The following is an 11922-nucleotide window of genomic DNA, read 5'->3' as shown; positions in this document are numbered from 1 at the left end:
TATTAACTGGCTAATTTCATCCAGAACACTTTCTTCAGTTGATTGACCCCCATTTAGCAGAGTGGGGTCTGCCGTAATTTGAGCATTATCAAATCTTGGACTAAAGCTTTTAAGCGCAGCATTATTTTCATGGGCAGTGGCAAGGTTTCCACCTTTTATTACTCCACGGGGTAAGTTTGTATATGGATCAATGTTTATAAAGTCTTCGTCAATATCAAATCCGGTCAATACATTAGCTGCTGCTCGCACATCCTTTTCTGTGAAATTGATATAATCGCCAGGTTCTGGTATATTCGGAAGGTTTCCTTCAAGTCCTCGCCCAATTGTATACAGCTCCAGCATTTCACGAGCATAATTCTCATTAGGACTACCCTTAACATTCAGGTTCCCATCTAAGAACTTAAGCATAGCATTATCAACACTTAGCTTTTTGGTGAGTTCTTTAATATTCAGAACCAATGTATCATTTTCAGGAAGCCCTGTATCTTCGTTTACTATCTGAACATCAACATCATTTTTGTCAAAAGCGAATAATCTGAATAAGGCATTTTGAAAATATGTGGCTCTACTATCATTTACCTTTGTCATTATGGTGGTGAAGTAGGTGTGGTAGAAAAACACCACTTTTTCCCTCGTCTTGTATGATAATTTTAAGCTCTCATCAACATCAACAGCCAGGCATTGTCCTATCATCCATTGCTTTAAGAAATCCTGCAATTCGTTATCTCCACTGTTTGCATCTGATACGCCAGAAATCCACTCTTGTCCTGTTTCAGTATCAACTGGTAAAGGAGGGTCTGGCAATGTGTCTAAGAAAAGGGATGGTACCGCTTGTTGCGCAGTCATACCCGCAAGCATATCGATGTTGGTTTTATTTGCACCGAAGGTTGCTCGCCTTAAAAGGTGCGCTGCTTTTTTCGTTCCTAACGTACCTGTAAAAGGAGTTAAAGGCATAGTTTTTTCAATTAAAGCATTAAACTAAGTTTTTTTATATAAAATATTCAAGAAAGTAGATGAATGGTTCGTTAAATCGACCAATGAAGGATTTTTGCCTTTTATGGTATGGATAGATAGCTTTGCTTCAAACGAAGTATATGAAAATAATCGACTGCCCTCGAGATGCCATGCAAGGCATACATGAGTTTATTCCTACCGAAAAGAAGATAGCATACATTAATCAACTACTCAAGGTAGGTTTTGATACAATAGATTTCGGAAGCTTTGTATCTCCAAAAGCTATTCCTCAACTTAAAGATACTGTGGAAGTACTGGAAGGTCTCAATCTTGATAGTACCAGATCTAAGTTATTGGCCATTGTAGCTAATACCAGAGGGGCTGAGGATGCTGTTAAGCATGATGCAATAACCTATTTAGGTTTCCCTTTCTCGATTTCTGAAACGTTTCAGCAAAGAAATACTAATAAGAGTATCGTTGAGGCACTCAATACGCTGAACGAGATACAAGACTTGTGTGTGAAGAACAATAAAGTCTTAGTCACTTATATTTCCATGGGTTTTGGAAATCCTTATGGTGATCCGTTTAATGTAGATGTTGTTGCAAAGTTTACGGATATAATTTCATCATTGGGTGTTAGCATTATTTCACTAGCAGATACCATTGGAGTTTCTAATGATGAGAATATTACCTATTTATATACTAACTTAATCAGTGCTTATCCTCAAGTTGAGTTTGGAGCACATTTGCATTCTAATCCTGCTACGGCAGTTGATAAAATTAAATCAGCTTACAAAGCAGGATGTAGAAGATTTGATGGTGCTATTAGAGGGTTTGGAGGTTGTCCAATGGCGAAAGATGATCTGACGGGGAACATCGCAACTGAGTTGATTGTTTCCTATTTGAGTGACCAAGGTCTTGATTTGGGAATGAACAAATTGGAGATGGACAATTCAATTATGGCATCTGGTGCTATTTTTGATCATTACCGCTAAAATTCAATAATATAATATTCGGCATTATTTTCGCTTATGATTAGAAATTCAAAAGAACTAAAAATGTTAAAATACACACTAGCTAGTTTAATACTGGTAACATCAACGATGGCAGCTTTCAGCCAGACTGCTAAAGAATATACAGAGCAAGGAAAGGCAATGTACGAGAAAAGAGAGTATATGCAGGCTATTATCAATTACAATATGGCGATTGATAAAGATGCTAATTACTCACAAGCCTACTACATGAGAGGGAAAGTAAAACAAGAATTTGATGATATTCATGGCGCAATGAAGGACTTTAGTACGGCAATAGAAAAGAATAAGAAGTTTGACGAGGCTTACTTTGCTAGAGGTATCATCAAATTTGAACTGCAGGATTATTATGGGGCTATTGCTGACTTTACCTCTAGTATTGAGATCAACCCTAATCATTTAGATGCTTATTATAAGCGTGGTCAGGCAAAACATCAACTTGATGCCTACCAGGATGCTATATCTGATTGTACTCAGATTATTGAATTAAACCCTAAAAGTATAGATGCCTATTACTTAAGAGGTATTTTGAGGCTAGAGTTTGGACAACTAAAAGAAGGTTGTCTAGATTTAAGTAAGGCCGGAGAACTTGGAGATGTTAAGGCTTATGATCTTATTAGAGAAAAGTGCAACCAGCGTGTATTTTCAGGTGAGGGAGGATATTAAAGATTAGAGACAGACAAACTCAATAATTTTAGAAGCCAATGGATAATTCAATTCATTGGCTTTTTTTATAGAATTACATGCTTGCGCACTGTCGCCAAGTGTCAGCTCACTTAAACCTTTATAGTAATATCCCGGGCCATTATATGGGTAACTCTCAATGAGCATATTAAAAACTGATATAGCATCTTCATGCTTTCTGATTTTTTGTAAGCACCAGGCCTTGCCAAAAATGACTTCCTCACTTACAATCTTTTTATTCAAGATACCTTCAAACTTAACAAGAGCGCTATCAAATTCATTTAGGTAAAAAGCTTCTAAGAGGCCTATGTTAAGGTTGATGCTATCTGCATTGTATCCTATACGTAAGGACTTTAAAAAAATAGTTTTAGCTAATTTAGCCTGACCATCTGCCTTCATAGCTTTTGCTTTAATGTAGTATAGCTCGGCTCTTTCCGTATTGACCTCTGTGTATTCAAGGCCTTTGTCGGCATATTGTATCGCTCTATTTGGAAGGTTAAGATCATTAAGACATAACCTTGATAATTGGATGCTTGCTTTTCCGGATTTAGAACTGAAGTACTTTATGGCTCTTTGATATTCTCTGGCTGCATCAGCATAATTATGCTGGTTTTGAAATTTCAAACCCTCTTCATAAGCATAGTTTCCAGAGTAATAGGAGAGTGCTATAGGTCCACCAATACAAAGACTAAGTAAGCCAATAACAAAGAAGATCCCATACACCTTTACTCTTTTGCTGTATTCATATTTAGTGCTGCCATAGCTTGGTCTGGTTTGGTATTGAGCTTTAGGCTGGTATGGATTTGCTACCCTTGGATTAAGGCTATAACTTAGTTTTTCATCATATAAAGCCTTTTTTTCTGCATCCGATAAAATACTGTTAGCTTCATTCACTCTTTTAAAGACATCCTCTTTATTAGGGTTTCTATCCGGATGATATTTCTTTGCGAGTAATCGATAGGCTCTTTTTACTTCATCTATTGTGGCAAAATTGTCAAGCCCCAATGTTCTGTAATAGTTGTCTATCATTTATTAATGGCCAGTTTAAACTTTTTTCCGGGCAGAGATATTACTAACCCTTTGAATTCTAAATTTAATAGGATAGAGGCTAACTGACTTACAGAAAAGGAGGTTTTCCAACTTAAATTGTCTATCATCATGCCATCAACATGCTCTACAAGGGCATTGACAATTGCGAGTTCATCTTCATTTAGTTCTGAAAGGTCAGGCAGCTTACTACCAGCTTGCGGGTTATTAGCCTCCCAATTCATAATATATTCTATATCCTTCCCAGAATTAATTAAATGGGCCTTATTTGACCGGATTAGATTGTTGCAACCTAATGAAAATTCAGAATTCACATTTCCAGGCACTGCAAATACGTCTTTGTTGTAGCTATTGGCAATTTCAGCAGTAATCAGCGCACCACCTTTCACAGCAGCCTCAACAACTATTATTGCATCGGCCATGCCCGCAATTATACGATTACGTGCGGGAAATTTTGGCGCATCTGGTTTGGCGCCTAAAGGGTTTTCAGAAATTAGAGCACCATGCTCAATCATTTTATTTGCTGTGTCTCTATGAATGGCTGGGTATATAACATTTACCCCGCTGGCTAAAACACCAATAGTAGGTAAATTATATTTCAATGCTGATTTGTGAGCTTGAATGTCTATTCCATAAGCCAAACCACTAACAATAATAGGGTTATGTGGTGCTAAATGCTCAATTATATTCTCTGTAATCTCTTTGCCATAAGCAGTTGCCTTCCTTGTGCCAACTATAGAGACTATTTTGCTGGCGTTGAGATCAGCGACTCCTTTATAATATAGTAGACTTGGGGCATCGTTGATATGATTTAGTCGTTTGGGAAACGCTTTGTCAGTATGTATTAATATTTGAACACCTTCATTTTCGCATTTAGTGAGCTCCGCCTCGGCCTTTTGCATTGGAATATCCTTTGAAATAGACTCTGCGGTTAGAGCACCAATACCAGGAATTTTGAGAAGCTTGCTTTTAGGGGTTTTGAATACAGCCTCAGCTGACCCGCAATAACTAACCAGCTGTTTGACCAGCATATGACCAATTCCAGGAATAAAATTGAGCGCTAGCTGTGCCAACCTATCCTGATTCGCCAAAATATTAAAGTTTTTAGGAGATGTTCTTCTTAAGTTCCAGCAGAAAGGATTTAACACTTGTCAATGAATCAATCATTTCCATCTTGTCTTTTACCTGATCAGAGTTGCTTTTTAGCATTTCTTTGGCTCCCTGAAGGGTAAATCCTCGTTCTTTCACCAGATGATAGATGATCTTGACATTCTCAATATCCTCCTTGGTGAACTGTCTGTTGCCTTTACGATTCTTTTTTGGTTTAATGAGGTCGAACTCAGTTTCCCAAAAACGTATTAAAGAAGTAGCCACGTTAAACATACTTGCCACTTCTCCAATGGCGTAATATTTCTTTTCAATGGTTTTTTCTTTGTAAGGCATATTTAGTTTTGAAGATAGGTAATTCTTCCACTTTCGTCAATGTTTACCGGCACTTCAGGAAAATCTTTTTTAGTTAACTCAATTATTTTTCGAATTACTCTCTTCTGACTATCGATTGATGGACCACCAGAACCTAGCTGAATTATAGGTGTGATATCGGCAAACAGAAACTCACCTGTTGCAGTGGTATTGACTTTAATTATAGGAGCAAGGCCGTTGTCACCTCTCAGATTAAACCGAGCATAAGTGCAGAAATTACCTAAACTGTAAGCAATAAATCTGTTTTTATATACTTCTACAGCTCTCGTTACATGCGGCCCATGGCCAAATACAACATCAGCGCCTGCATCTATTACAGTGTGAGCAAATTTGTAGACATCACCTCTGTTTTCACCATAGAAATACTCATTCTTACGCAGTACATTCTGATACTTGCTCCCTTCAGCACCTCCGTGAAAAGAAACGATAACAATATCTGATAGTGAATCCAGATGGGCGACAATCTCTTTAGCATTATTTAAATCATTGATGCTCACTGTTCCTGTGTTAGGTGCAAAAGCAGCAAATCCATACTTCATTCCATCAATCATAAAAGTTGTATAAGGTTGTCTGAGCTGTCCTGCGTGGTTAATCTTTAAGGAGTCAAGTACTTTCATTGTATTTTTTCTTCCAGACTCTCCAAAGTCACCAGCATGGTTGTTGGCTGTGCTCATTACATCAAAGCCAGCATCTACTATATTACTCATGAGCCTTTCAGGGGATCTGAAAATGTAACAAATCTTAGGGTCTTTGCAGTACTTAGCATCACCACCTTTGTCGAGAATAACACCTTCTAAATTACCAAATGTCACATCTGCATCTTTGAGAATGCCATTTACGTCACTCCATAAGTCTTTGCCATTATTAGCGGGCAAATAACCATCATCAGGGTAGTTAGTGCCCATCATTATGTCCCCAACTCCGATAATAGAAACGGTGTCTTTTAGTAGTCTGAAAATCTCAATGTCAACAGAGTCCTTAATAGCTACAACAGGCTTTTGGATCACAGAGTCAATGACTGCTTCCACATTAGCGGTGTCTAATTCCAGGTCTGGAGCGTCTTGGTTGCTGCTCGTAGTATTAGTCACTTTACAGGAAGCAGCATATGCAATTATAACTATTGCAAAAAATACTTTCTTGAGAATAGGGGCAATAGTTACTTGTTCTGAAGACATTAAAGATTCAGTTACTTTACTCATTAAAATTCCTGGTAATTAATCTAAAGGAATGGTTTCTTGCTGAGATATCTCGATAAGTTTTTCATACTCATCGTTATCAAGGTCTCGCTGAAAGAAGTTTATTGGGTTGATTGGTTTGTAGTTAAACAACACCTCATAATGCAAGTGTGGTGCCTGAGATCTGCCCGTGCTACCTACATATCCAATTACTTGACCTCTTTTCACACTCTCTCCGCGTTCAACTATGTAGTTGGTTAAGTGGGCATATCGTGTCTGATATCCGTAACCATGGTTAACAAACAGGACATTGCCATAAGTAGTAGAGCGGTAAGATGCAGTAACTATACCATCACCAGTGGCATAGATAGGTGTGCCAGATGGAGCCGTGAAATCTAAACCTTCATGTTCGCTCCACACTTTAGTAATAGGGTGGAAGCGTCTACCAAAGGTAGTGTGAAGTCTTGTTAACTCTTTATTGTTGATTGGTTGAATAGCAGGTCTGGAAGCCCACATCTTTTCCTTTTCTATTAATAAGTCAGATATCTGATCATAAGATTTACTCTGGATATAAAGTTTCTTTCTAAGGTTATCAATACGCTGATAGGTGCCAATAATCAACTCAGAGTCTTCAAGATCTTGCTTCAATAACCTTTCATACTTATTATGACCACCGACACCACCTTCTCTAATAGTTGCAGGTATAGCATCGGTATCTAGTATTACTCTATAGATGTTATCATCCTTAAACTGCAATTCATCAATGCTAGCATATGCAGCATTAAGATTTTTGTTCAGGATATTCCACTCTAATTTTAGTTTGCTGTTTTCAGAACGCAGGTTAGACTCCTTCACAGGGGTGAAGTTAGTTCTGTAAACGTATATAAGCCCGAGGGCCATTATAAGAGAAACTGTCAAAAAACCGGCTACATTCAGAACCATTGCACTTCTCGAAACCTTAATAGGCTCGTATTTGCAAGTTTCTGTGTCGTAGTAATACCTTATTTTCGCCATGTGCTAAAAATGTAAATTCAGTTTAAAAAAATTAGTCAAAAGATTGATTTTCGCGTGAAGCCAATTCAATCAGTTTACTATAGTCATGGTTATTTACTCCGTTCATTATATAATTGATGGGGTCTAATTTAACGCCATCTTTTATAATTTCATAATGAACATGAGGGGCAGTAGATCCACCGCTACTTCCAACCTGCCCGATAACCATTCCTCTTGTTACAACATCGCCAACTTTAAGATTTACTTTGCCCAAATGAGCATATTTTGAAATATAGCCGAAACCATGATCAATTTCTATATAATTTCCATAGCCAGTTTCTAACTCACTATTTATTTTTACCATTTTTATTTTGCCATTACCGGTTGCATACACTTCCGATCCTCTGGTAGCTGCAAAGTCAATACCTTCATGCATTACTCTTGCCTTATGAAAAGGATTGATTCTATTTCCAAATCCAGATACTAGTTGTGTCAGGTTTGGATTATGAACAGGTTGAATAGCTGGTATAGCTTTTAAAAGCTCATCATTGTTCTTGGCTAGCTTCATAATCTCATCAAATGACTGATTAACTATTCTGGCTTGTTTTTTAAGCTTGTCTATTTTCCTTTTTGTACCAACTACTAACTCTTCATTCTGAAGGCCTTCTTCTAAAATATCTCTGTATAGATCAACACCACCGCTACCAGCCTGCAATACAGTAGGCGACAATGGCTCAGCTTCGTAAATTTTTCTGTAAATATTATTGTCCCTTTCTGCAAGCGCGGCAATTACTTCATCAACTTCTTCCATTTCAGTTTCAAGTGCGCTATAGTGCTTTTTAAGCTCGTTATTCTCCTTTTTTAATTGAGCTTCTACAGGAGTTTCAAAATAGGTATTATATGCAAGAACTAAACTTAAAGCCATAACCAAAGCAACAGCTAAAAATCCTAGGAAATTAAGCGTTACGTCAGATTTGGTGATTTTTGCTCGCTCGTATCGGCAGGTTTCTGTGTCGTAAATATATTTTATTCGCGCCATTAATATTGTAAGCTAAAAACTACTATTTTTGTGCTCTTTGAATTATAAAGTTTAAAAAATTGCGAATATCAATCGTTTTTACACCTTTGATTAACTGCAATATATCATTTTTCTTGGAAAAATACATAAGGTTGCAAATTTATCATTTTTTTTCATAATCCATGGATTCTAAGTCAGTTAGACAAAAATTTCTAAACTTTTTCATTAACAAGAATCATCAGATAGTGGAGTCTGCTCCGCTGGTCAATAAGAATGATCCTACTTTGATGTTTACCAATGCTGGTATGAATCAATTTAAGGACTTTTTTCTTGGTAATGAGGAGCCAAAAAACAAACGAGTAGCGGATACACAAAAGTGTCTGAGAGTATCAGGAAAGCACAATGATCTTGAAGAGGTAGGGATGGATACATATCACCATACTATGTTCGAGATGTTGGGCAACTGGTCTTTTGGTGATTATTTTAAGAAAGAAGCTATAGAATGGGCCTGGGAGCTGCTCACAGAAGAATTTCAGCTACCGAAGGATAGGTTATATGTATCCGTTTTTGGTGGTGATGAGGGTGATGGACTAGAAGTTGATCAGGAGGCATTTGATCTCTGGGCAAACATCGTTGATAAGAACCGTATCATTCTAGGTTCGAAGAAGGATAACTTCTGGGAAATGGGAGACACTGGACCTTGTGGGCCTTGTTCAGAAATACATATTGACTTAAGGTCTGACGATGAAGTGGCCAAAATACCAGGGAAAGATCTTGTAAATAATGATCACCCACAAGTGGTGGAGATCTGGAATTTGGTATTTATGGAATTTAACAGACTGGCTTCTGGCAAACTGGTAAACTTGCCGGCCAAACACGTAGATACCGGAATGGGCTTTGAGCGCCTTTGCATGGCGATACAAATGAAGCAGTCTAACTACGATACTGATGTTTTTACTCCTTTAATAGCTTCTTTGGCTGCTAAAGCTGATGTGAAGTACGGAGTCAGTGAACAAACCGATATCGCCCTTAGGGTAGTTTCTGACCATGTAAGAGCTATTGCTTTTGCCATTGCAGATGGACAGTTACCTTCTAATACAGGTGCTGGTTACGTGATCAGAAGGATATTGAGAAGAGCAGTTCGATATGGGTTTACCTTTTTAAATTTCAAAGAGCCGTTTATCTATGAGTTGGTTGATATTCTTGATCAACAAATGGGAGAGGTATTCAATGAACTAAGGACACAAAAGGATTTTGTGAAGAAAGTTATTGAGCAGGAAGAGCATGCTTTTCTAAAAACTCTGGATAAGGGCTTGAAAAAACTGGATGGTATTAAAACTGAGCTTGCTGAGGCTAGCGATAAGGTGATATCAGGACCTTTAGCATTTGAGTTATATGATACTTATGGATTTCCATTCGATTTAACATCTCTAATTGCAAGAGAAAATGGTCTTTCTGTAGATGAAAATGGTTTTGCTGAGGAAATGCAAAAGCAAAAGAACAGGTCCAAAGCTGATGCAGTTAAAGAAACTGGCGACTGGACTGTACTTAACAAGGTGAATAAGGTTGAATTTGTTGGATATGATCAACTGGAAACCGAATCTTCAATAATTCAATACAGAATTATAAAACAAAAGGGAAAGGAAGTTTATCAGATCGTACTTGACAAAACACCATTTTACGCTGAAAGTGGCGGTCAGGTTGGTGATAATGGTTATTTGGAATCTGATTCAGAAAGGTTAAAAGTGCTTGACACCAAGAAGGAGAATGATCTGATTGTTCATTTGGTAGAGAAATTGCCTAATAACGTTGAGGCTAAATTTACCGCCAAGGTCAATGACAGCAAGCGTAAAATGACCATGAACAATCATACAGCAACACATTTGTTGCACCATGCTTTAAGATCAGTGTTAGGTACTCATGTTGAGCAGAAGGGATCTTTGGTTAATGAAAAGATTTTGAGGTTTGACTTCTCGCATTTTCAGAAAATGAGTGATGAGGAAATAGATGCGGTAGAGAAAATGGTGAATGTGCTGATTCGTGAGAATCTGCCATTGGATGAAAGAAGAAATCTGCCAATTGATGAAGCTAAAAGCCTTGGTGCTATGGCTTTATTTGGTGAGAAGTACGGAGATCAAGTGCGCGTGATCAAATTTGGGGAATCTGTCGAGCTCTGTGGCGGTACACATGTTGGAGCTACGGGTAATATTGGTTACTTTAAGATTATATCAGAAAGCTCAATTGCTGCCGGTGTAAGAAGGATAGAAGCTATTTCTGCTGATGCTGCAGAGGAGTTTATTAATGAGCAACTTCATTTGTTAGATGAGGTAAAAGGCCTTTTGAAAAGCCCTGCCGATGTAAAAACTTCTATTCAACAGTTAGTAGATGAGAAGAACCAGCTTGAAAAGGAGATAGCAGCACTACACGCAGGACAAACACAAAACCTCAAAAAGGAGATTTTGGCTTCAAAAGAGGTGAATGGAAGCATTACTAAAATTGTCAAGAAAGTATCACTGCCTAATGCAGATGCATTAAAACAATTATCATTCGAATTGAAGAATGAACTTGATAATCTATTTCTGGTTCTGGCCGCTGACATTCAGGGCAAACCTCAGATTGCCGTTACTATAAGCGAAAACCTTGTGAAAGATAAAGGTTTAAATGCCGGTAATATCGTACGAGAGCTGGCCAAGGAAATTAAAGGTGGTGGAGGTGGTCAGCCTTTCTATGCCACGGCTGGAGGAAAAGATATTAGTGGATTGGAAAACGTAGTTGAAAAGGCACTAAATATAGTTTAGTATTGTAGGCCTAGGAGTATTGCTGACAAATGAAGAAAGAGATTAGGGACAAGTATGAGGTTGTAATTGGCTTGGAAATCCATGCCCAATTATCAACTGCATCTAAAATATACAACTCAGACTCAACAGAGTTTGGAAACGCACCTAATACCAATATCAGTGCAATAACACTTGGTCACCCTGGCACTTTACCCATTCTGAATAAGAAGGTGGTAGAATATGCCATAAAAATGGGTTTGGCCTGCAACTGTGATATCACAAGAGAAATGATTTTTGATAGAAAGAATTATTTCTACCCTGATCTGCCTAAAGGCTATCAGATAACACAAGACAGAACCCCCATATGCGTAGGAGGAGAGGTCTTGATTAGTTTATCAGATGGTAGCGAACATAGCATTAAGCTGAATAGAATTCATATTGAAGAAGATGCGGGTAAGTCAATGCACCTGGCCGGAGAAGAAGATACCCTTGTTGATTACAATCGAGCAGGAGTTCCATTAATAGAGATTGTAACCGAGCCTGTAATCAAAGATGCCTATGAGGCGCAGACGGTACTTAGCGAAATAAGGAAACTGGTTCGTTACCTTGAAATTTGTGATGGTAATATGGAAGAAGGCTCCATGCGTTGCGATGTTAATATCTCAGTAAGAACTGTTGGAGCTAAAGAATTGGGCAAAAAAGCCGAAGTCAAGAATCTTAATTCGATAAGAAATGTGCAGCGCGCGATTGACTTTGAAACC

Annotated in this window: 11 protein-coding genes; 4 read left to right on the top strand and 7 right to left on the bottom strand. The window is 37.9% G+C overall.

Going from position 1 to position 11922, the window contains the following annotated elements; translation table 11 throughout:
• A partial coding sequence (locus E1140_RS07570; protein WP_155181163.1) for a DUF1800 family protein occupies nt 1-954 on the bottom strand: 954 nt, incomplete at its 3' end.
• 140 nt (nt 955-1094) lie between these two features.
• Between E1140_RS07570 and E1140_RS07565 the strand changes: the two genes are divergently transcribed.
• Together E1140_RS07565 and E1140_RS07560 are read left to right on the top strand one after the other, a co-directional pair.
• A complete protein-coding gene (locus E1140_RS07565; RefSeq protein ID WP_155181161.1) occupies nt 1095-1949 on the top strand; it encodes a hydroxymethylglutaryl-CoA lyase in 855 nt (284 codons plus the stop codon).
• A 63-nt stretch (nt 1950-2012) separates the two neighbouring features.
• Nucleotides 2013-2651: a tetratricopeptide repeat protein gene (locus E1140_RS07560; protein WP_155181159.1), complete on the top strand. Its 639-nt coding sequence runs from the start codon at nt 2013-2015 to the stop codon at nt 2649-2651.
• 3 nt (nt 2652-2654) lie between these two features.
• On the opposite strand, the gene E1140_RS07555 is transcribed toward E1140_RS07560, so the two are convergent.
• From E1140_RS07555 to E1140_RS07530, 6 genes are read right to left on the bottom strand one after another with little or no spacing between them, the layout of a single operon-like run.
• Nucleotides 2655-3698: a DnaJ domain-containing protein gene (locus tag E1140_RS07555; protein ID WP_155181157.1), complete on the bottom strand. Its 1044-nt coding sequence runs from the start codon at nt 3696-3698 to the stop codon at nt 2655-2657.
• Nucleotides 3695-4807: a DNA-processing protein DprA gene (gene dprA / locus E1140_RS07550; RefSeq protein ID WP_246202730.1), complete on the bottom strand. Its 1113-nt coding sequence runs from the start codon at nt 4805-4807 to the stop codon at nt 3695-3697. The genes E1140_RS07555 and dprA overlap by 4 nt, the downstream gene beginning before the upstream one ends.
• A gap of 13 nt (nt 4808-4820) precedes the next feature.
• On the bottom strand, nt 4821-5159 hold the full coding sequence (locus E1140_RS07545) for a MerR family transcriptional regulator (RefSeq protein ID WP_155181155.1): 339 nt from the start codon (nt 5157-5159) through the stop codon (nt 4821-4823).
• Nucleotides 5160-5161: 2 nt separating this feature from the next.
• Nucleotides 5162-6397, bottom strand: a complete 1236-nt coding sequence (locus E1140_RS07540) for a CapA family protein (RefSeq protein WP_246202729.1) — start codon at nt 6395-6397, stop codon at nt 5162-5164.
• Nucleotides 6398-6412: 15 nt separating this feature from the next.
• Nucleotides 6413-7387 carry a M23 family metallopeptidase gene (locus E1140_RS07535; protein WP_155181154.1) on the bottom strand — a complete coding sequence of 325 codons (975 nt, stop codon included), beginning with the start codon at nt 7385-7387 and terminating at the stop codon, nt 6413-6415.
• Between the two features lie 31 nt (nt 7388-7418).
• A complete protein-coding gene (locus E1140_RS07530) occupies nt 7419-8405 on the bottom strand; it encodes a M23 family metallopeptidase (protein WP_155181152.1) in 987 nt (328 codons plus the stop codon).
• A 161-nt stretch (nt 8406-8566) separates the two neighbouring features.
• Between E1140_RS07530 and alaS the strand changes: the two genes are divergently transcribed.
• On the top strand, nt 8567-11182 hold the full coding sequence (gene alaS, locus E1140_RS07525) for an alanine--tRNA ligase (RefSeq protein WP_155181150.1): 2616 nt from the start codon (nt 8567-8569) through the stop codon (nt 11180-11182).
• A 29-nt stretch (nt 11183-11211) separates the two neighbouring features.
• Nucleotides 11212-11922 (top strand): Asp-tRNA(Asn)/Glu-tRNA(Gln) amidotransferase subunit GatB (gene gatB / locus E1140_RS07520; RefSeq protein WP_155181169.1); only part of this gene is annotated, 711 nt, incomplete at its 3' end.

Origin of the sequence: Fulvivirga lutimaris (assembly GCF_009711525.1) — a bacterium.
GTDB classification, from domain to species: domain Bacteria; phylum Bacteroidota; class Bacteroidia; order Cytophagales; family Cyclobacteriaceae; genus Fulvivirga; species Fulvivirga lutimaris.
Note: the sequence above shows the minus strand (reverse complement) of the source record. Positions and strands in the feature narration are given on the sequence as shown.

What these genes read in the sequence shown, in the direction of transcription:
- alaS (WP_155181150.1), top strand. Translation starts at nt 8,567, where the DNA reads ATGGATTCTAAGTCAGTTAGACAAAAATTTCTAAACTTTTTCATTAAC.
- E1140_RS07560 (WP_155181159.1), top strand. Translation starts at nt 2,013, where the DNA reads ATGTTAAAATACACACTAGCTAGTTTAATACTGGTAACATCAACGATG.
- E1140_RS07535 (WP_155181154.1), bottom strand. Translation starts at nt 7,387, where the DNA reads ATGGCGAAAATAAGGTATTACTACGACACAGAAACTTGCAAATACGAG.
- E1140_RS07545 (WP_155181155.1), bottom strand. Translation starts at nt 5,159, where the DNA reads ATGCCTTACAAAGAAAAAACCATTGAAAAGAAATATTACGCCATTGGA.
- E1140_RS07540 (WP_246202729.1), bottom strand. Translation starts at nt 6,397, where the DNA reads ATGAGTAAAGTAACTGAATCTTTAATGTCTTCAGAACAAGTAACTATT.
- E1140_RS07530 (WP_155181152.1), bottom strand. Translation starts at nt 8,405, where the DNA reads ATGGCGCGAATAAAATATATTTACGACACAGAAACCTGCCGATACGAG.
- E1140_RS07565 (WP_155181161.1), top strand. Translation starts at nt 1,095, where the DNA reads ATGAAAATAATCGACTGCCCTCGAGATGCCATGCAAGGCATACATGAG.
- E1140_RS07555 (WP_155181157.1), bottom strand. Translation starts at nt 3,698, where the DNA reads ATGATAGACAACTATTACAGAACATTGGGGCTTGACAATTTTGCCACA.